Genomic DNA, 20,042 nt, shown 5'->3' on the forward strand with positions numbered 1-20,042 from the left:
GGCCCTGCTCGGCCAGCGGCTTGCCGAAAGGCTACGCGCGACACTGACCGCTGGCACATCATTCCGAGCGCGCGCAGGGCACACCCTTTCGAAGGCTCCTGTCCTGCTCGTAGAGGACGACGTTCTGGTCCGCTCCATGGTCGTGGACGAGCTGAGAACGAACGAGATCTCCGTGATCGAGTGCGGCGACGCAGATGAAGCGCTGGAGATTATTCAATCGAGAACCCAGGTTACCGCCCTTCGTCGATCTCACAATGTCCCCTACCCCATCACCCCGCCACGCCGGATCAACTCCTTGCCCACCGCGGCCAGATGCACCTGGTCCGGCCCGTCGCCGATGCGGATGAAGCGGGCGTAGACGTAGGCACGCGCGAGGAACGTATCCTGCGAGACGCCGGCAGCGCCGTGGATCTGGATGGCGCGGTCAATGACGCGGGCAGCCATGCTGGGCACCACGATCTTGGCGGCGGCGATCAGGTCGCGCGCGGCCTTGTTGCCTTCGCGGTCCATCTTGTCGGCGGCCTGCAAGGTGAGCAGGCGCGCCTGTGCGATCTCGCAGAAGGAATGCGCGATGTCCTCGCGTACCGAACCCTGCTCGGCGAGCGGCTTGCCGAAAGCTGTGCGCGAGACCGCGCGCTGGCACATCAATTCCAGCGCGCGCTGGGCGCAGCCGATCAGCCGCATGCAATGATGGATGCGGCCGGGCCCGAGCCTGCCTTGCGCGATCTCGAAGCCGCGGCCTTCGCCGAGCAAAATGTTCTCCGCGGGCACGCGGACGTTCTCGTAGACGATCTCGGGGTGGCCGACCGGCGCATCGTCGTAGCCGTAAGTGAGCATGTCGCGGACGATGCGCACGCCGGGGCTATTCTTCGGCACCAGGATCATCGATTGCTGGCGATGGCGGTCGGGATGATCCGGCGCGGTCTTGCCCATCACGATCAGGATCTCGCAATCCTCGTTCATCGCGCCTGACGTGAACCATTTGCGGCCGTTGACGACGTAGTCGCCACCGTCGCGCCTGATCTCGCACTGGATGTTTGTGGCGTCGCTGGAGGCAACCTGCGGCTCCGTCATCGAGAAGCCGGAGCGGATGCGTCCCTCCAGGAGCGGCTTCAGCCAGCGTTCCTGCTGCGCCTTCGTGCCGTAATTGGCGAGCACCTCCATGTTGCCGACATCGGGCGCCGAGCAGTTGAAGACCTCGGGGGCCCAGAGGATACGGCCCATGATCTCCTTCGCCGGCGCATATTCGAGGTTGGAGAGGCCCGGGCCATGCTCACCGGAGAGAAACAGATTCCAGAGCCCCTGCTCCCGCGCCAGCCGCTTCAGGTCCTGAAGCACCTGCGGCGTCTTGTAGCGCGCGGCTTCCGGCTTGACCTGCTCGTAATAGAGCTCCTCGACCGGCTCGACATGCGTCCGCATGAACTGGCGAACGCGGTCCTGGAGCTCGAGCGAACGGGCGGAGTGTTGAAAGTCCATGCTGGTCTCCTTCTTCCTTCTCCCCTTGTGGGAGAAGGTGGCGCGAAGCGCCGGATGAGGGGTTATCTCCGCCGGCAACACCATTCGTGAGGATCGAGACCCCTCACCCGGCTGCGCTTCGCGCATCCACCCTCTCCCACAAGGGGCCCACAAGGGGAGAGAGTGCACCACCTCCTCAGCCTCTCACGTCCCGCGCAACAGCTCGCTCGCCACGACCCAGTCGTTGCCGTCGAACTGGAGCATGTAGCCGTCCTTGATCGGGCGGAAATCCTGCGGCGTGGTGTTGAGGGTGATGCCGGGCATCAGCAGCGACAACGGCACGTTCTTCAGGTTGGCGGCCTGCGCCATGATGTTCTCGCGCGTGAGGTTGTCCTTGCATTGCTTCAGCAGCACCACCAGCGCTTCGGCGACGGTGTAGCCATAGAGGCCGGCGACGTTGTTGACGTCGGCATTGGGCAGGCGCTTCTTCATGAAGTCGATATAGGCCGACATCGCCGGATCGTCCTTCGGCGTCTCGACGAACGGCTTGAGCGCGCCGAGCGACAGCACGCCCTTCCCGGCATCGAGGCCCGCGGGAACCATCACGGTCGCCTTGTTGGCGCAGCCGCTCGCGATGAAGCGCATCGCCTGCCAGCCGACCTCATGGGCTTTCCGGATCGCCTGCGCGCAGGCGCGCGGCGTCACCGAATAGATCAGGAAGACGTCGGCCTTGGTATTGGCCAGCGTCAGCACCTGGGAATCGACGGTGGGGTCGGCGACCTCGAAGCTCGAGGCCATCGCGATCGCCTTGTCGGCGTCGGCGCCGAGCGCCTCCTTGACGCCGCGCAGATATTCCTTGCCGGCGTCGTCGTTCTGATAGAGCACCGCGAAGCGCGCGTTCGGGTTCTTGGCGCGGGCATAGGCGACGTCGATCGCGGCCTCGCTGGTGTAGTTCGGCGCCCAGGGCAGCGCCATCGACCATGGCATGTTGGCCGGATCGTTCCACTTCGAGGCCGAGCTGATCAAGAAGAGCTGCGGCACCTTGTTGCTGTTGAGATACTTCGCGATGGCCGAGCTCGGTGCCGTGCCCATGGTCGCGAAGATGAAGGCGACGCCGTCGCCTTCGACGAGGCGCCGCGCCGCCTCCATGGTCTTGGGCGGGGAGAAGGCGTCGTCCAGCGAGATCAGATTGAGCTTGCGGCCGCCAACTCCGCCTTTCTCGTTGATCTCGTCGAAATAGGCGGAGATTACCCTGCCCGTGATGCTGAGCGGCGAGGCCGGGCCGCTATAGGGCATGGTGTTGCCGATCTTGATCTCGGTGTCGCTGACGCCGGGACCGTAGGACTTTTGCGCGAAAACGGGCGTGGACAGGCAGCCGGCAGCCAGCGCTGCGGCCAGGGCCAAAGCGGCTCTCATGGTTTCTCCCCGGTGATGATCGCCCGCGCGAGGCGGTCGGCGCCCGCGCGGCGTGCTGCTTTATTGTCAGCGCGTCAGATCAGCGGAGTTCCGCAAGATGGTCTTGCGTCGAGTTGCTGATGGCCCGTGTCGGCTTGGCGCATCAAGCCCTCGCTTCACCTGTCCCGACGGGAGAGATGAAGAGAGAGCTGCGCGCGCCTGCGCTCAGCCTCGCCGCTTCAGGCCAAAGCCGAGGCTGATCCAGCCGGCACCGGCCATGATCAGGTCGATACCGAGAAACAGGCCGAGGATGTAGACGCTGTTCACGGGCCAGCGTGCCACGATGAGCAGGCCGAGCAGCAACGTGATCGCGCCGGAGATCGCGACCCACACCCACGGGCTCTCGCGCTTCATGCTGAAGGCGAGAAACAGCCTGACGGCGCCGGAGGCGATCAGCGATGCCCCCAAAAACAACGTCAGCAGGACTGCCGCGAGCAGCGGATTCGCGAAGGTCAGGAAGCCGGCGACGATATAGAGCACGCCGAGAAACGCCCAGATCAGGAATTTGCCCCAGCTCTTCATCTGGAATGCGCCGATCACCTCGGCGACACCAGCCACGATCATCATCGCGCCGACCACGATCACGCTCGCCACCGTCGCCATCACGACGCTGCCGAGAGCGACGAAGCCGGCGATCAGATAGACGACGCCGAGCGCGACGATCCAGCCCCATTTGGCATGCAGCGCGGCGATGCCCGAACCGAGGCTCGCTTGGTGAGACGTATCCGAAGCACTCGTCATGGCCGCCACTCCTGTTGCAAAGCCCGGAGGCACAATTCAAGATAGCACGAGCCGGACCGGGACGACAGCCAGCAGAACACTCCTCATCCGCAGCAACATTGACGCAAATCAAGATCGAATGCGGCGAATACGTCTGCCATGTGCTGCAATGATCAGGCGCGCGCGGCAGCGTTGCGAACGTCGAGCACGGCCTGGGCCCATTCGGCAGGCCGTTCCTGCGGCAGGTTATGGCCGGCATCGGTGAAGACGCGCCGCTCGAAAAACCCCTCGAACTTGCGCGCGTGGTGGGCCGTGCCGGGATTGACGCCGTCGCTGTCGCCGTCGATCGCAATCGTCGGAACGCGGATCGGCGGCTGGGCGGCGAGCTTCGCCTCGATCGCGGCATAGGCAGGGTCGCCCGCCACCAGCGCGTAGCGGTGGCGGTAGGAGTGAATCACGACATCGACGAAATCGGGATTGTCGAAGGACACAGCGCTCGTCTCGAATGTCGCGTCGTCGAACGCCCATTTCGGCGACCACATCGCCCAGAGCTGGCGGGCAAAGCCGCGGCGGTTGCGCTCCAGCGCGCGGCGGCCGCGCTCGTTGTGGAAGAGATATTGATACCAGAGCGCCGCCTCCTCCGGCGGCGAGGCCGGCTCCATGGCGCGGGCGATGTTCTGGATGTTGTAGGAATTGCCGGAGACGAGCCCGATCACGCGTTCCGGATGGAGCGCCGAGACCACGCAAGCCGCACGCCCGCCCCAATCATAGCCGCCGACGACGGCGCGCTCGATGCCGAGCGCATCCATGAAGGCGAGGAGATCGGCGCCCAGCGCCGCCTGCTCGCCGGAGCGCAACGTCTCGGTGGAGCGAAACCGCGTCGGTCCATAGCCGCGCAGCCAGGGCACCAGCACCCGTGCGCCTGCCTCGGCGATGATCGGCGCGGTCGCGGCGTAGGCGTTCACATCGTAGGGAAAGCCATGACCCATGATGCAGGGCCAGCCATCAGAAGCGCCGAATTCGAGATACGCGACGTCGAGGACATCAGTGGTGATCGTTTTTTGTTGCATGCTTTTCTCACCGCGTCGGGACTTCTTAGCCTGAATGGAGCGCAGCGCAATTCCGGAAAGCCAGCATCCGCGAATCCGGGTTTCGCTGCGCTCCATTCAGGCTAGAAGAGCGTAGCCTATGTCTGCGGACCGGACAGCGAGATGTCGCGTTCGGCGCGGAACACGTTGCTGTAGAGGTTGGCGATCCATTGCCGGCCGATCTCGGTCTTGTTGAGATAGCCGATCTCGGTCTGGATGTGCGGTGCGACGCTATTCCAATAGAACTGCGGGTAGCGATTCACGATGTCGGCAGGCGAATCGTAGCCGAGCTGACGGTTGATGCCGACCTCCTCGAACTCGTAATACAGCGCGTTGGCCTTGCGCAGATAGTTGGGATCGCCGAGCTGGCCGATGAAGTCGGCCGCGCGCAGGATCGAGGCTTCGTGGTCATATTCCTGCCCTTCACGGGCCGGAAAGCGCGTGCCTTCGATGGCGCGGGCGACGCGGTCCGGATCTACCCCGGGAATGTGTCGGAGCCGACGCGTCACATAAAGCTTCGACCGGTCAACATGATACATCATCAAGCTCGCGTCCGACGCGCCACGCGGCAGCGAGATCTTGGAATCGGCCGCATCGATCACGAAGCCGTCGGCGTCATCCTCCTCGAACAGCCCGCGCACATAACCGATGTCATGGGCGAGGCAGGCGATCAGGACATGGACGTAATCCTCGGCCGACAGATGCGTATGAAGACTCCGGCCGCGGAGGATCGCCTGGGCCGCCAGCGTCACCAGCATCGTATGCTCGATGTTGTGGTAGAGCGCATCGCTGTTGCCGATGCATTCCATCGCGGTGCGGGTCGCGCTCTCGACGATGTTCGCAGAAGTCTCATCGTACCGGCGACGCATGAATCTGCCGAGGAACTGTTCCAGGGATTCAGCCGCCAGTCTCGGTAAGGTCATCATGGATGCAGCCCCGTCTGCCGCTGGTGTCCCATGCCATCTCCCGACGTCTCATTCTTGTCCTCGACGCAGCGGGGAGCATAGCCCATCTTGGGCCGGGTAACCAAACTCCGAAGCAAAAATACGTAAATATCTTGCCGTCCCGCTGCGCAACATCACGGTTGCCGCCACAGTGCACCACAACCAAAGGTGCCGGTGGGCCGGGGTCGACTCCAGGCCCGACTGCCGCATCAGGGCGCGGCCAGCATGGCGGCACCTTCAGCCGAGCGCGAAAGACTTCTGGCCAGATAGAACAGCTCGACCAGCTTGCCGCGTTTGCCGGCCAGCGAGAAGATGTATTCGGGTGACTCCGCCTCGATCTCCGCGATCGCCACCTTCGCGATCCGATCGATGCGGCTCGAGCCGTGCTCCCAGACAAAACCGACACCAAGCCGATTGGCAACCGCCTCCAGCATCCCCTCGCGTGTATTGACGATGATCGCGGGAGTGGCGCGCAGGTTGACGGCGCGAAGGGCCCTGTCCACGGCGCGCTGGGTCGCGGAATCCCGGGTTCGAAAGACCAGCGGATATTGCACGAGGCCGGCGATGGACACGCGCGATTCGCGACTGAGCTCGTGAACGGGATGACAGATCGCCACGACGCGCTGCTGCACGCAGGGCTCGCGCCGGAAGCGGTTGTCCTGCGGCACCTCCGGCAAGACGGCAACGTCGACGCGCTGGTCGACCACGGCGGCCATGATCGCCGACCAGCTGCCGATCTCGATGTTGATCTGGATCTTCGGATACAGATTGCGGAACGCCGCGATCAGCGCCATGCCCGGCATGGCGTTGCCGAGCCCGATGCGGAGCTCACCTCCCGTGAGCTCATCGCGCTGCTGCAGGATGGCCAGTGCGTCCGCCTCGATCGCCTGCATGCGGCTCGTCGCTGCGTAGAGCCGGCGGCACAGCGGCGTCGCGATCAGAGTCTGGCCGTGCCGGTCGAACAGCGCAACCGCGAACTCGGCCTCCAGATCGCGCACGAGCTGGGCAACGGCCGGCTGCGACACCCCAAGCCGCCTTGCTGCGGCGGCAAAGCTGCCGGTCTCGAACACCGCATTGACCGCCCGGACGCGCGAGGACGTCAACGCCACGACAACAACCCCAAGTCGATCCTCCGTCTGCCGAACCGGCAAAAGCAAAACCTGGGATGACCATAAGGACGGCCATTGACCGTTATGTGAATGTCAGATGCGCTCCCTACTCCTCATGCGCCGCAACAAGGCCAGCAGGGGACCAGCGCGCATGGCGCAGATCGAGCTTTCCGCAATCCGCAAGTCCTTTGACGGCACGGACGTCCTGAAGGGCATTGATTTCCGAATTGAGGACGGCGAGTTCATCTCGCTGGTCGGTCCTTCCGGCTGCGGCAAGTCGACCCTGCTCCGCATCATTGCCGGCCTCGAGCCGCAGAATTCCGGCCAAGTCCACATCGATGGCCGCCCCGTGGACGCCATTCGCCCGAGCGCGCGCAACCTCGCGATGGTCTTCCAATCCTACGCGCTCTATCCGCATCTGAGTACCTTCGACAACATTGCAGTGCCGTTGCGGATGCGGCGCCTCTCGGCGATCGAACGGCTGCCGCTGCTCGGCAAGCTGCTGCCGGGCCGGCGCGCCAAGGAACGGCACATCCGGGCCGACGTCGAAGGGATCGCCGAGCAGCTCGACATATCTCCATTGCTGCGGCGCAAGCCCGGGCAATTGTCGGGCGGACAGCGGCAGCGCGTCGCGGTCGGACGCGCCATGGTGCGCGAGCCGCTGGCTTTCCTGTTCGATGAGCCGCTCTCCAATCTCGACGCAAAGCTGCGTGTCCATATGCGCGCAGAACTCGCCGAGCTGCATCGCCGTCTCAAGGCGACGTTCGTCTACGTCACGCACGACCAAGCCGAGGCGATGACGATGTCGAGCCGGATCGCCGTCATGATGGGCGGTGAATTGATTCAGGCCGGGACGCCTGCGGAGATCTACAACGACCCCGGCGACATCCGTGTCGCCGAATTCATCGGCAGCCCCAAGATCAACGTCCTCCCCGGCCGGATCCGCAAGGATGGCGGCGTCGACGTGCTGGGGACTGCCCTGAAGCTCTCGTGCAATGCGGCGGCCGGCGAATGCCGCGTCGGCGTCCGCCCGGAGCGGATCGACGTCGGCGCGGGGCCGTTCTCCGGAACCGTGGTCCATCTGGAGAATCTCGGTGCGGAAGCTTTTGTGCACCTTGCGATCGAAGGCGCCGGATTGCGCCTGATCGCGCGGCTCGCGGACGTCAGGCATCTGCCTGCGATGGCCAGCTCCGTCACCTTCGGTTTCGCCCCCGACGCGGTGCGGATTTTCGATCCGGCCGGGAAGCGGATCGAGCTCAGACTGGAGCAGCCCGAGGGCGTCCGTGAGCCCGCCCATGTCTGACGGCTCCATGACCATTGGCGCGGCCATCGTTCCCGCAGGCGCGACACGGCGCACGGTGCAGGCCCATGGCAGCCGGCGGACATACTCCGCTTACGCCCTGGTGACGCCGGCCGCGGCGTTGATGCTGATCATGCTGCTTGGTCCGCTCGCCGGCGTGATCGCCCTCTCCTTCACCGACTATCAGCTCGGCGCGCAGCATTTCTCCTGGATCGGCCTTTCCAATTACCAGGACCTGTTCGCCGACAAGGTGTTCTGGACCGCGCTGCGCAACACGCTGGCTTACGTCGTGATCGTGGTACCCGGCGCCGTGGTCGCAGGCCTTGCCATCGCACTCCTGATCCAGAGCGGCACCAGCCTGCGCAGCCTCTACCGGACGATCTATTTCCTGCCCGTCATGGCGACCCTGATCGCCATGGCGGTGGTGTGGGAGTTCATGCTGCACCCGCAATTCGGCCTGGTGAACGGGATGTTGCGCGGCGCGGGCCTGCCGGCCTTTTCCTGGCTGCAGGACCGCAGCACCGCCCTCTATGCGCTGTGCGCGATCGGCATCTGGCAGGCGGTCGGCTTCAACATGGTGCTGTTTCTCGCCGGCCTCGTCTCCATCCCCAAGCAGCTGTACGAGGCGGCCGAAATCGACGGTGCGTCGAGCGGCTGGGCCCGCTTCCGCCTCGTGACCTGGCCGATGCTGGGGCCAGTCACGACCTTCGTCGTCGTGATCTCCGGCATCCGCTCCTTCCAGGTGTTCGACACCGTGCACGTATTGACCAAGGGCGGCCCGTCGAAATCCACCGAGGTGCTGATCCACACCATGTACACGGAAGGCTTCGAGTTCTTCCGCTCGGGCTATGCCGCAGCGATCACCGTCGTTTTCCTGGTCTTCGTTCTCCTGCTCACTCTGATCAAGTCGAGGCTCGCCGATCGCGGCGTGCACTACACATGAGCTACGCGCATCCCATCCCGTTCCGGGCGATCCTCCGCCACGTGCTCCTGATCGCGGGCGCCGCGCTCATGCTGGCGCCCTTCATCTGGATGATCTCGACCGCGTCCAAGCCGCAGACCGAGATCTTTTCCAGCGAGCTGCACCTGATCCCGCACCATTTCGCGCTGGCGGAGAACCTGCGCGAAGCCTTCGCCAAGGCCAATCTCCTGCGCTTCCTGATCAACGGCGTCATCGTCACGGTCTCGATCTTCGTGCTGCAGGTCATGGTGGCGCTGCCGGCGGCCTATGCGCTGGCAAAGCTTCGCTTCCGCGGCCGCGAGACGCTGTTCGCGCTCGTGCTGTTCGGGATCCTGATCCCGCCGCAGGCGACCGCGATCCCCGTCTTCCTGATGCTGCACAAGGCCGGCCTGCTCGACAGCTATGCCGCGCTCGTCCTGCCCTTCACGATCTCGGTGTTCGGCATCTTCCTGATGCGCCAGTTCTTCAAGACCGTGCCCGACGATCTCGTCGATGCTGCGCGCATGGACGGCATCTCCGAATTCGGCATCGTCTGGCGGGTGATGCTGCCGGCCGCGATCCCGGCCGTCACCGCCTTCGGCATCTTCTCCGTGGTCGCGCATTGGAACGACTATTTCTGGCCGCTGATCGTGCTCAACAGCGAGCATTTGCGCACGCCGCCGCTCGCGGTCGCCCATTTCCGCAACAACGAGGCCGGCACCAGCTACGGCCCGCTGATGGCCGCGGCGATGGTGATCATCGCACCGCTCGTCATCGCCTTTCTCTTCGCCCAGCGCCGTTTCATCGAGGGCATCACCCTCACCGGCATCAAGTAACCACGTCACCTCAAACAGGAGTCTATCCATGCTGAAGTCCATCATCGCCGCGGCGGCTCTGTCGCTTGCGGCCGGCTCTGCCCTCGCGCAGACCCAGACCGAGATCGTGATGCAGTATCCCTATCCGGAGCTGTTCACAGAGACCCACAAGCGCATCGCCGAGGAGTTCGCCAAGGTGCACCCGGAGATCAAGGTCACCATGCGCGCGCCTTACGAGTCCTACGAGGACGCCACCCAGAAGGTGCTGCGGGAAGCCGTGACCAACCAGATGCCGGACGTGTCCTTCCAGGGCCTGAACCGCATCCGCGTCCTGGTCGACAAGAACATCCCGGCCGAGCTCGGCGGCTATATCGCGGCCGAAAAGGACTTCGACAAGCAGGGCTTCCACCAGGCGATGTACGACATCGGCACCGCCGGCGGCAAGGTCTATGCCCTGCCCTTCGCGATCTCGCTGCCCATCGTCTACGTCAATCTCGACCTCGTGAAGCAGGCCGGCGGCGACGTGAACAACCTGCCGAAGAGCTGGGACGAGCTGATCGCGCTTGCCAAGAAGGTCAAGGCGCTCGGCAACGACACCAACGGCGTCACCTATGCCTGGGACATCACCGGCAACTGGCTGTGGCAGGCGCCGGTCTTCGCGCGCGGCGGCACCATGCTCAATGCCGACGAGACCAAGGTCGCGTTCGACGGAGCGGAAGGCAAGTTCGCCATCAACACGATTGCGCGGCTCGTCAACGAGGGCGGCATGCCCAATCTCGACCAGCCGTCGATGCGGGCGGCGTTCGCGGCCGGCAAGACCGGCTTTCACATCACCTCGACCTCGGACCTCAACAAGGTCACGCAGATGACCGGCGGCAAGTTCGCGCTGAAGACGATCCCGTTCCCGGACGTCGTCTCTCCGGCCGGCCGGCTGCCGGCCGGCGGCAATGTCGTGCTGATCCTCGCCAAGGACAAGGCCAAGCGCGACGCCGCCTGGGAAGCGGTGAAGTTCTGGACCGGCCCCAAGGGCGCCGCGATCATGGCGGAGACCACCGGTTACATGCCGCCGAACAAGGTCGCGAACGACGTCTATCTGAAGGACTTCTACGTCAAGAACCCCAACAACTACACCGCGGTCAGCCAGCTCGCGCTGCTCACCAAATGGTACGCCTTCCCCGGCGACAACGGCCTGAAGATCACCGACGTGATCAAGGATCATCTCAACTCGATCATCTCGGGCGCCCGCGCCAAGGAGCCCGAGGCCGTCCTCGCCGACATGACCGCGGACGTGCAGAAGCTGCTGCCGAAGACCACCGGCGCGGCGCGCTGAAGATCCTGACATCCGCCGGCACGGGACGCCATCGGCGCCCCGTGCCGCACCAATGACTGGAGATGGCGATGAAACTGCTTCATCTGAGCGACATTCACCTGACTGCGCCCGGCTCGACCATCGGCGGCCGCGATCCGCGGGCCAATTTCGAGCGGGCGCTCGCCCATGCGCTGAACGATCATCACGACGCTGAACTGATGGTGATCACCGGCGATCTCTCGGATTGGGGCGATCTCGCCGACTATCAATGGCTCAGGCAGCGCATCGACGAATATCCGCTGCCGATCCGGCTGTGCATCGGCAACCACGACCGACGCGCCGCCTTCCTGAGCGTGTTCCCCGACCTCACCGACGACAACGGCTTCGTCCAGGGCATCCACGATACCGCCGCCGGCCGCTGCCTGTTCCTCGACACCGCCCATCCGGAAACGCACGCCGGCCGCTATTGCGAGGATCGTCTCGGCTGGCTCGAGGCACGGCTGGCCGAGCATGACGGGCCATTCCTGCTCTTCATGCACCACAACCCCATGCCGGTGCATCTCGGTCCCCTCGACCAGATCCGCCTGCTCGACGAAGCGCCGTTCCGGCGTCTCATTGGCCAACATCGGGCAAGGATCCGCCACGTCTTCTTCGGTCATTGTCACTTGCCCCTCGCCGGCTCGGTTGCAGGGGTCCCCGCCTCGTCGCTGCGCGGCACCAACCATGCGAGCTTTCCGCTGTTCTCCGAGACCAGGCTGCTGAGCGCCTGCGACCTGCCGCAATCCTATGGAGTCGTCTTCCTCGGGGATGACTATGTGACCGTCCACATGGTGGAGTACGGCTACGACGGTCCCATCCGCGTCGAGGGGTCACCCGACTATCAGGCCTGGGATCGCGACACCATGGTTCGGTGACCGGCGAGCGCCGACCATTACCGGGGCGTGCACTCATAAACCCGCGCTGCGCTTCTTGGAGAGTCCGCTCCGCCTCGATAGCGGCGCGTTGGCCTCGTCACCCTCGGTCGGAGATGGGCCAAAGGCTGCCTTGGCCAGACCGAATTGCGCTGTTCGGCTCTTCTCCGGAAAGCTGACTCGTCGGTGTTCTGGGCGAAGGGCAGCGCCGGGCCACTAGCGGAAATCGCGCAGCAGGAGCGGTCAATCTCGATTTTTAGCGAGTTCGATTGTTAACTCCCCGTCGCGGACGCACAGCCACCTCTCGGTGCCGGATCGCCGATCAAACAGGGTCCATTGGGGATCGCCTTCGGCGGTCATGAATGACGATACGTAGAGCCCTTCGGTCAGACCAACGACAATTTCGGGAAGTCTTCCAACTACAGATAATGATAAGACCCGTTTGTTGCGGAGCAGATCGAACGTCGGCTCCCACCGGGGCTCCTCGCTCCAACTTCCGCATAAGATGGATGTTGGGTTCTCGATACGCCAGCTCCAGTGGATCATAAGCCCAAGTTCGCCTTGAGGGTTGCCCGGCTTTCCAGATTGCCGGGTTCTAGGCGTGAGATGCCCAAACTCCAAGAAGATCGTTGAGCCGTAACCTCGCCAGAAGTGCGAAACAGGCAGACCGATCATTGCATCGCGAAATAGCCCTAGTTTACTAGCGCCGACATTGCTCAAGCTTGGCTCTCCAGATTGTCACCTAGTCGGGCTCAAAGGCATGGCGCACGCCGCGGACCGCCGCAAAGCCGGACATTTGGTTGCGTAAGCCTCGTCTCTCTACCATTTTGCACTAGCAAACGCTCAATGTTGATTGAAATTGCACGAGGTCTGCTTTGGGTCAAAATGCGAAGAGCTCAGGTTGAGCAAATCCGGTCCGCTTTGCCGCAACGAGCGGACTTCCGTCAGACGCGGCGCAACTTCGCAGATGGGCCACAAGCTGCCGATGACATTCCAGATGGCAGACCTCCGCCTTGCGTCGGAGCCCGACGCTTATGAGTACACGCCCTACTCCACCTGCAGCACGTCGACGGCGACGCCGAGCTTCTGCTTCTGCGAGCCGACGATGATGCCGTCGACCGGCGAGACGTCGGAAAAGTCGCGCCCCATTGCAAGCACGATGTGATCGTTGCCGATGAGGACATCGTTGGTCGGATCGAGATCGACCCAGCCAAGCTCCACACCGCACCACAGCGACACCCAGGCGTGGGTAGCGTCGGCGCCCTGCAGACGCGGCTGGCCCGGCGGCGGCATGGTGCGCAGATATCCGCTGACATAGGCCGCCGGCAGGCCGAGCCCGCGCAGCCCTGCAATCATCACATGGGCAAAGTCCTGGCAGACGCCGTGACGCTTCTCGAAGACCTCGTCGAGCGGCGTCGAGATCACCGTGGCCTTGGGGTCGTAGCGGAACTGGTTGCGGATGCGATGCATCAGATCGACCGCGCCTTTGAGAATGCCCGCGCCGGGCGCAAAGCTTTCCGCGGCATAGGCGCTGACCGGGCGCAGCACCGGCACCAGGGGGCTCGCAAAGACGTAGCCGACGGGCGAAGCCGGCCCGAGGCTCGTCGCCTCGAAGGCAAGGTCGCGAATGCTCTCCCAGGACGGGCTCGACGCATCACGTGGCGGCGGCTCGCGCGAGACCGACACGCGCGAGCGCGAGTCGATGCGCAAATTGCGATGCGCGGCTTCGATCACGACGCTCTCGGTGAGCGTGCCGAAGAAATCGCGCCGCACATTACGCTCGGCCGGGCGCGGATGGATCTCGAGATCGTGCGAGATCAGCTCCTGGCCGCCGCCGCTTCTCGGCTCCAGCCGCAGCGTGCAGCGGGCGAAGCTAACGGGATGCTCGTACTCGTAGGTGGTGACGTGACGGATGTCGTAGATCACGCCAGCCCCGTCAGCTTTTCCGGCCGGCTGGCATTGGGACCGTGCGGGAAGTAGTGCTGCCCGATCGCGTCGGCAAGGCTGAGCAGATCCTGCTCCAGCGCGAACAGGGTCTTGACCTCGAGCTTCTCGGCATCCGCGGTCGCGAGCATCGCCTGCATCGCCACCGCGAGCCGCTGCGGCTTCTCGATCAGGCCGTGCTCCTTCAAGCTCGGCAGCGCGGCAATGTGCTCGTTCAGCGTCGTCACCTGGAACGCCACCGACCGCGGATTGTAGCCGTCGAGCACGGCGAGGTCGCGCACCGGCGCCAGGATCGGCGCCAGCAGGTAACGCGAGCGGTAGGTGATCTGGCAATCGACCAGCGTCAGCAGGATGTCGAGATCCTCGTCGCCGGCCTCGTCATAGGCGAACTGGCGGGTGAAGCGCGTGGTGTTGATGGCGCGTTCAGTGCGGCGTCCGATGTCGAGGAAACGCCAGCCGGCGGCGCGGTTCATGTTCTCCTGCGCGAGGCCCGCGAAGCTCGCAAGCTCCTGCAAGGTCAGCTCGGCTGCGCTGAGCACGCTGTCCTCGTCCTCGACCTCGTAGGCAAGACGCTCGGCCATCTCGGTGATGACCTGCCAGGCATCGGGCGACAGGCGCTCGCGCAAGGAGATCGCAGTGCGCTGTGCCGCGCGCACCAGCGACAGTGCCGAGCCGAAACGCTCCGCGCTCTGCAACGCTTCGGCCGTGATGCGCCCGGGAGCCGCCCGCGATGTCTGCGAGATCGCGCCCCAGGCCACCAGCAGGCGCTGGATGCGTTCGGCCGATTGCAGCGAGGCCGCAGTGCCCTTGTTGGGCCCGCTCGGCGAGCCCAAAGCGCGCACCAGCCGCAGCGTCGCCTCGGCGCGCTCGAGATAGCGGCCGAGCCAGAACAGATTGTCGGCGGCGCGGCTCGGCAGCACGCCGGCGATGCGGCGGATGCGCACCTTGTCGGTCGCCGGCAGCAGCGTCGCGGTCGGGACCTGCTTGTCGGAGACCACCCAGACGTCGGCGGCGCGCGCACCGTCGCCCATCGAGACCGCGCGCGCATCGGCCTGCTCGGCGATCCGGCAGAACCCGCCGGGCATGATGGCCCAACCGTCGGGCGTGGCGGCCGCGAACACGCGCAGCACGAAGGGACGCGGCGTGAGCTGGCCCTGCTCCCACACCGGCATGGTCGAGAGCCGCACCACTTCCTGGCCGACATAGTCCATGCCGCGCGCGGTGATGGCGTCGACCAGGCGCCGGCGGTCGGCGGCGTCCAGCTCGCTCGCGAGCACCGGACCGCTGCTGTCGAAACCGGGCACACCGCGCCGGTAGGCGCCTTCGATCGCGACCTCGTCGAGCCGCGCCAGCACCTCGTCGCGCGCCGCGCGCTGGCCGCACCACCAGGTCGCGATGTGCGGCATCTTCAGGTCTTCCCCGAGCAGGCGGCGGCTGAGCGCCGGCAGGAAGCCGAGCAGCGCCCGCGCCTCCAGGACGCCCGAGCCCGGCATGTTGGCAACGACGACGCCGTCCTTGCGCAGGACGTCGATCAGACCGGGGACCCCGAGCCGCGAGGAGGCATCGAGCTCAAGCGGATCGAGCGAGTTGGAATCGACCCGGCGCAACAGCACGTCGAGCCGCTTCAGGCCGGCCACGGTGCGGATGTGGACGCGGTTGTCGCTGACCGCGAGGTCGTCGCCCTCGACCAGCAGGAAGCCGAGATAGCGCGCCAGCGTCGCATGCTCGAAATAGGTCTCGCTGAAGCTGCCGGGGGTGAGCACGCCGATCCGCGGCTCGTCGCGGTCGGCGCGCGCACGAAGGCTGTCGCGGAACGCCTCGAAGAACGGCGCGACGCGCGGCACGTTCATCGACTTGTAGAGGTCGGAGAAGGCCCGCGAGAGCACCAGACGGTTCTCCAGCGCGTAGCCCGCGCCCGATGGCGCCTGGGTGCGGTCGCCGAGCACCCACCAGCGGCCGTCGGGGCCGCGGCCGACATCGGCGGCATAGAGCGAGAGATAGCGCCCGCCGGGGGGCGGCACGCCGCAGACGGGACGAAGATATTCGGGGCTGCCGGCGATCGCGGCCGCCGGCAGCGCGCCTTCGGCAACGAGCCGGCCCCCGCCATAGATGTCGCGCAGCACGCTCTCCAGCAGCTCGGCGCGCTGGGTGATGCCGGCGCAAAGCTGCCGCCAGTCGGCCTCGTCGATCAGAAGCGGCAGATGGCTGATCGACCACGGCCGGTCGGCGCTGTCGCCGGGCGCGCGGTAGGTAACGCCGGCTTCGCGGAGATGGCGGTCGGCCATGCCGAAGCGCCGCTCGATCTCGTCGGGCGCCAGCGCGCCGAAGGCGTCGAAGAAGCGGCTCCAGACCGCGCGCGGGGCGCCGTCCGGGCCCAAGAACTCGTCGGGGATGCCGGGCAGCCGGCTATAGTCGCGGACCCATTGCGCGAGGCGGCGCTGGCCTTCACGCTGGCCCTGCGCCTTCCCCGCCTTGTCATCCTGTTCGGCTGCGCCCTCGCCCATGCGCCTCTCCCTGCCCCCGCATCATACTCATTGCAGGAGCGGGGTCCGCAAGTCGAGGGTCAGCGGAAACTCATTTGTGCGTTCCTCGGGCGGCGGTTGCATCGGACCCGGGGTGTGGCCGTGATCCTGGAAGCGCGCCAGCCGCCGCGCCTCGGCCTCGTAGGTGTTGACCGGCTTGGTGTCGTAGTTGCGCCCGCCAGGATGGGCGACGTGATAGACGCAGCCGCCGAGCGAGCGGCCGTTCCAGGTATCGATCAGATCAAACGTCAGAGGCGCGTGAACGGGGATGGTCGGGTGCAAGCCGGAGGCCGGCTGCCAGGCCTTGAAGCGGACGCCGGCCACGGCTTCAGTCGAGCGGCCCGTGGGGGTCATCGGCAGGCGGCGGCCGTTGCAGGTGACGATATGGCGGCCCTCGACGAAGCCCTCCGCCTTGACCTGAAGCCGCTCGACCGATGAGTCGACATAGCGCACCGTGCCGCCGGCCGAGCCCTCCTCGCCCAGCACGTGCCAGGGCTCCAGCGCCTGGCGCAGCTCCAGCGTCACGCCGCCATGATGGACGCGGCCGAAGGCGGGGAAGCGGAATTCGAGCTGGGCCAGATACCATTCCGGCTCGAACGGGTAGCCGAACTGCTTCAGCTCGGTGAGCACCTCCAGAAAATCGTCCCAGATGAAGTGCGGCAGCATGAAGCGATCATGCAGCGCGGTGCCCCAGCGCACGAACCTGCCGGCCTGCGGCTCGCGCCAGAATCTGGCGATCAGCGCGCGGATCAGGAGCTGCTGCGCCAGCGACATGCGCGGATCGGGCGGCATTTCGAGCGCGCGGAACTCGACGAGGCCGAGCCGGCCGGTCGGTCCCTCCGGCGAATAGAGCTTGTCGATGCAGATCTCGGCACGGTGGGTGTTGCCGGTGATGTCGACCAGCAGATGCCGAAACAGGCGGTCGACCAGCCACAGCGGCGCCTGGGTGCCCGGCGGCGGCACATGCGAGAGCGCGATATCGAGCTCATAGATGCTGTCGTGCCGGGCCTCGTCGATGCGCGGCGCCTGGCTGGTCGGGCCGATGAAGAGGCCGGAGAAGAAATAGGACAGCGACGGATGCCGCTGCCAGTACAGCACGAGGCTCTTCAGGAGATCGGGGCGGCGAAGGAACGGGGAGTCCTGCGGGCTCGAGCCGCCGACCACGACGTGATTGCCGCCGCCGGTGCCGGTGTGACGGCCGTCGACCAGGAAACGGTTGGCACCGAGTCGTACCTTCGCCGCGTCCTCGTAGAGTCCGGAGGTGATCTCCACCGCGTCGCGCCAGCTCTTCGCCGGCTGGACGTTGATCTCGATGACACCAGGGTCGGGCGTCACCTTGATGACCTCGATGCGCGGATCGAACGGCGGCGGATAGCCCTCGACATGGACCTGCAGCTGCATCTCCTCCGCGGTGGCTTCGAGCGCGGCGACCAGTTCGAGATAGTCCTCGATGCGCTCGACCGGCGGCATGAAGGCGCAGAGCACGCCGTCGCGGAGTTCGACCGACATCGCGGTGCGCACCGGGACGGAGGTGTTGAGATGCTCGGGCGCAGCCCGCGGCGGAGATTCCGGACGCGCGGCGAGCGTGAACACCGGCAGCTTGTCCCGCGCCTCCATCGGGTCCTGCTCGACGATGTAGGGATATTGGTTAGGCGGGACGTAACCGAGCGACCCGATCGGCAGGCGCAAACCGAGAGGCGAATCGCCTGGCATCAGGAACAGATGATTGCGCCGGAGTTGCCATCGCTCGCTGCGCCAGCGCGGCGGCGCGTTCCAGCGCTGCACCGGCAGCACGAAGCCGCGCGGTGTGTTGAGGCCCTCGTTGAACACGCGCGCCATCCGCGCGCGGGCTTCCGGATCCGACAGTTTGGAATCGGAGGGATCGACGTTGACGGGAAGCTCGGCCTCCTTCTGGAGCCAATACGCGGTGTCCTCATAAGCCGGCATGATGTAGCCGGCATCGAGGCCGAGCCGGGCCGCCGTGCCTTCCATGAAGGCCTCGGCGTCCTTCACCTCGGCGCGGCGCGGATTTTCGATCCTGGCAATGAGGTCGGCGTTCTTCCAGATCGGCACGCCGTCCTTGCGCCAGTAAAGGCCGAAGGCCCAACGCGGCAGACTCTCGCCCGGATACCATTTGCCCTGGCCGTAATGCAAAAGGCCGCCCGGCGCGAAGCGCGTGCGCAAGCGGCGGATCAGATCGTCACCGAGCGCGCGCTTGGTCGGGCCGACGGCGTCGGTGTTCCATTCCGCCGCCTCGAGATCGTCGACCGAGACGAAGGTCGGCTCGCCCCCCATCGTGAGCCGAACATCCTGCGCGGCGAGATCGCCGTCGACCTGCTCGCCGAGATCGTTGAGGCGCGCCCATGCCTCATCGGAAAAGGGCTTCGTGATGCGCGGCGCCTCGCGGATGCGCCGCACGCTCATATCGAAGGCGAATTCGACCTCGGCAAAGCCCGCACCGCCCGAGATCGGCGCCGCGGAGCGATAATGCGGCGTGGCGGCGACCGGGATGTGCCCCTCGCCCGCGAGCATGCCGGAGGTCGCATCGAATCCGATCCAGCCCGCGCCCGGCAGATAGACCTCGGCCCAGGCGTGCAGATCGGTAAAGTCGTTCTCGACTTCGGGCGGTCCCTCGATCGGATCGATGTCGGGACGGATCTGGATGAGATAGCCGGAAACGAAACGCGCGGCGAGGCCGAGATGGCGGAACGTCTGGATCAGGAGCCAGGCGGAATCGCGGCATGACCCCGCGCAGGAAGCAAGCGTCTCCTCCGGCGTCTGCACCCCCGGCTCCATCCGGATGATGTAGCGAATCTTCTTCTGGAGCTCGCGATTGAGATCGACCAGGAAGTTGACGGTGTTCGGGGCTTCAGTCGGGATCGAGTCGAGATATTGCGCGAACAGGCGATCGGGCTTGACGGTCTCGAGATACGGCGCCAGCTCCGTCTTGAGATCCTTCGGGTACTCGAACGGAAAACTGTCGGCATAGGGCTCGACGAAGAAGTCGAACGGGTTGACCACGGTCATCTGCGCCGTGAAGTCGACCTCGAATTTCAGCTCGGTGGCCTTCTCCGGGAAGACGTAGCGAGCGAGCCAGTTGCCTTGCGGATCCTGCTGCCAGTTCACGAAATGATTGGATGGCGTGACCTTGAGCGAATAGCTCAGGATCGGCGTGCGCGTATGCGGCGCCGGCCGCAGGCGGATGGTCTGCGGGCCAAGGTCGATCGGGCGGTCGTATTTGTAGTGCGTGACGTGGTGTAATGCGACGTAGATCGACACGGGGTGCGATGCTCCAGCAGCTTTTTTGAGCAGAACACCTGATGTCGGTGCGATCAAGCACTAACAACGGGCAGACCGTGCCTAGGTAAGGTGCGGGGCGGTGATGGTGGTCGTTGTTCGGCCGCACCGGCGAGGCTGCGCCACCTTCTCCCACAAGGGGAGAAGGAAGAAGCATGTCCAGACCGGATAGATAGGTAACACGGTAGACCGGATGGATGGGTGACAGTTCTCTGTCGGCTGGGAGGATCAGC

General features: G+C 65.4%; 15 protein-coding genes. 5 read left to right on the forward strand and 10 right to left on the reverse strand.

Annotated features, from left to right (window positions below; genetic code table 11):
• Positions 1–261 precede the first annotated feature (261 nt).
• The 6 genes from AC1RQP_RS21415 to AC1RQP_RS21440 form a co-directional block, all read right to left on the reverse strand.
• Positions 262–1,476: an acyl-CoA dehydrogenase family protein gene (locus AC1RQP_RS21415; RefSeq protein WP_492938404.1), complete on the reverse strand. Its 1,215-nt coding sequence runs from the start codon at positions 1,474–1,476 to the stop codon at positions 262–264.
• A gap of 183 nt (positions 1,477–1,659) precedes the next feature.
• On the reverse strand, positions 1,660–2,871 hold the full coding sequence (locus AC1RQP_RS21420; RefSeq protein ID WP_492938405.1) for an ABC transporter substrate-binding protein: 1,212 nt from the start codon (positions 2,869–2,871) through the stop codon (positions 1,660–1,662).
• A 204-nt stretch (positions 2,872–3,075) separates the two neighbouring features.
• Positions 3,076–3,651 carry an HdeD family acid-resistance protein gene (locus AC1RQP_RS21425; RefSeq protein WP_239622319.1) on the reverse strand — a complete coding sequence of 192 codons (576 nt, stop codon included), beginning with the start codon at positions 3,649–3,651 and terminating at the stop codon, positions 3,076–3,078.
• A gap of 152 nt (positions 3,652–3,803) precedes the next feature.
• The gene (locus AC1RQP_RS21430; RefSeq protein WP_492938406.1) at positions 3,804–4,700 is read right to left on the reverse strand and encodes an alpha/beta fold hydrolase; all 897 of its coding nucleotides are present in this window, start codon (positions 4,698–4,700) and stop codon (positions 3,804–3,806) included.
• Between the two features lie 116 nt (positions 4,701–4,816).
• The gene (locus AC1RQP_RS21435) at positions 4,817–5,644 is read right to left on the reverse strand and encodes an HD domain-containing protein (RefSeq protein ID WP_239622317.1); all 828 of its coding nucleotides are present in this window, start codon (positions 5,642–5,644) and stop codon (positions 4,817–4,819) included.
• A gap of 227 nt (positions 5,645–5,871) precedes the next feature.
• The gene (locus tag AC1RQP_RS21440) at positions 5,872–6,771 is read right to left on the reverse strand and encodes a LysR family transcriptional regulator (protein ID WP_239622316.1); all 900 of its coding nucleotides are present in this window, start codon (positions 6,769–6,771) and stop codon (positions 5,872–5,874) included.
• Positions 6,772–6,922: 151 nt separating this feature from the next.
• Here AC1RQP_RS21440 and AC1RQP_RS21445 point away from each other — a divergent pair, with 151 nt between their 5' ends.
• The 5 genes from AC1RQP_RS21445 (at position 6,923) to AC1RQP_RS21465 (ending at position 12,049) form a co-directional block, all read left to right on the forward strand.
• Positions 6,923–8,074 (forward strand): ABC transporter ATP-binding protein, encoded by a 1,152-nt coding sequence (locus tag AC1RQP_RS21445; protein WP_492938437.1) that lies wholly within the window; start codon positions 6,923–6,925, stop codon positions 8,072–8,074.
• The gene (locus tag AC1RQP_RS21450) at positions 8,067–9,014 is read left to right on the forward strand and encodes a carbohydrate ABC transporter permease (RefSeq protein WP_492938407.1); all 948 of its coding nucleotides are present in this window, start codon (positions 8,067–8,069) and stop codon (positions 9,012–9,014) included. Before AC1RQP_RS21445 ends, AC1RQP_RS21450 begins: the two co-directional genes overlap by 8 nt.
• Positions 9,011–9,847 carry a carbohydrate ABC transporter permease gene (locus AC1RQP_RS21455; protein ID WP_492938408.1) on the forward strand — a complete coding sequence of 279 codons (837 nt, stop codon included), beginning with the start codon at positions 9,011–9,013 and terminating at the stop codon, positions 9,845–9,847. Before AC1RQP_RS21450 ends, AC1RQP_RS21455 begins: the two co-directional genes overlap by 4 nt.
• 28 nt (positions 9,848–9,875) lie before the next feature.
• The gene (locus tag AC1RQP_RS21460) at positions 9,876–11,156 is read left to right on the forward strand and encodes an ABC transporter substrate-binding protein (protein ID WP_492938409.1); all 1,281 of its coding nucleotides are present in this window, start codon (positions 9,876–9,878) and stop codon (positions 11,154–11,156) included.
• A 68-nt stretch (positions 11,157–11,224) separates the two neighbouring features.
• The gene (locus AC1RQP_RS21465; RefSeq protein ID WP_492938410.1) at positions 11,225–12,049 is read left to right on the forward strand and encodes a phosphodiesterase; all 825 of its coding nucleotides are present in this window, start codon (positions 11,225–11,227) and stop codon (positions 12,047–12,049) included.
• A gap of 240 nt (positions 12,050–12,289) precedes the next feature.
• On the opposite strand, the gene AC1RQP_RS21470 is transcribed toward AC1RQP_RS21465, so the two are convergent.
• From AC1RQP_RS21470 to AC1RQP_RS21485, 4 genes are all read right to left on the reverse strand, one after another.
• A complete protein-coding gene (locus AC1RQP_RS21470; protein ID WP_492938411.1) occupies positions 12,290–12,766 on the reverse strand; it encodes a hypothetical protein in 477 nt (158 codons plus the stop codon).
• A gap of 327 nt (positions 12,767–13,093) precedes the next feature.
• Positions 13,094–13,972: a transglutaminase family protein gene (locus AC1RQP_RS21475; RefSeq protein WP_492938412.1), complete on the reverse strand. Its 879-nt coding sequence runs from the start codon at positions 13,970–13,972 to the stop codon at positions 13,094–13,096.
• Positions 13,969–16,494: a circularly permuted type 2 ATP-grasp protein gene (locus AC1RQP_RS21480; RefSeq protein WP_492938413.1), complete on the reverse strand. Its 2,526-nt coding sequence runs from the start codon at positions 16,492–16,494 to the stop codon at positions 13,969–13,971. The genes AC1RQP_RS21475 and AC1RQP_RS21480 overlap by 4 nt, the downstream gene beginning before the upstream one ends.
• A gap of 27 nt (positions 16,495–16,521) precedes the next feature.
• Positions 16,522–19,791, reverse strand: coding sequence for a transglutaminase family protein (locus tag AC1RQP_RS21485; RefSeq protein ID WP_492938414.1), 3,270 nt, complete (start codon positions 19,789–19,791; stop codon positions 16,522–16,524).
• Between the last annotated feature and the right edge of the window lie 251 nt (positions 19,792–20,042).

This window comes from Bradyrhizobium sp. GW821-FHT13H06 (genome assembly GCF_058803975.1).

Excerpts from the sequence above, each read along its gene's own strand:
- AC1RQP_RS21415 (WP_492938404.1), bottom strand. The coding sequence starts at position 1,476 with ATGGACTTTCAACACTCCGCCCGTTCGCTCGAGCTCCAGGACCGCGTT.
- AC1RQP_RS21455 (WP_492938408.1), top strand. The coding sequence starts at position 9,011 with ATGAGCTACGCGCATCCCATCCCGTTCCGGGCGATCCTCCGCCACGTG.
- AC1RQP_RS21460 (WP_492938409.1), top strand. The coding sequence starts at position 9,876 with ATGCTGAAGTCCATCATCGCCGCGGCGGCTCTGTCGCTTGCGGCCGGC.
- AC1RQP_RS21425 (WP_239622319.1), bottom strand. The coding sequence starts at position 3,651 with ATGACGAGTGCTTCGGATACGTCTCACCAAGCGAGCCTCGGTTCGGGC.
- AC1RQP_RS21445 (WP_492938437.1), top strand. The coding sequence starts at position 6,923 with ATGGCGCAGATCGAGCTTTCCGCAATCCGCAAGTCCTTTGACGGCACG.
- AC1RQP_RS21420 (WP_492938405.1), bottom strand. The coding sequence starts at position 2,871 with ATGAGAGCCGCTTTGGCCCTGGCCGCAGCGCTGGCTGCCGGCTGCCTG.
- AC1RQP_RS21480 (WP_492938413.1), bottom strand. The coding sequence starts at position 16,494 with ATGGGCGAGGGCGCAGCCGAACAGGATGACAAGGCGGGGAAGGCGCAG.
- AC1RQP_RS21430 (WP_492938406.1), bottom strand. The coding sequence starts at position 4,700 with ATGCAACAAAAAACGATCACCACTGATGTCCTCGACGTCGCGTATCTC.
- AC1RQP_RS21450 (WP_492938407.1), top strand. The coding sequence starts at position 8,067 with ATGTCTGACGGCTCCATGACCATTGGCGCGGCCATCGTTCCCGCAGGC.
- AC1RQP_RS21435 (WP_239622317.1), bottom strand. The coding sequence starts at position 5,644 with ATGATGACCTTACCGAGACTGGCGGCTGAATCCCTGGAACAGTTCCTC.
- AC1RQP_RS21465 (WP_492938410.1), top strand. The coding sequence starts at position 11,225 with ATGAAACTGCTTCATCTGAGCGACATTCACCTGACTGCGCCCGGCTCG.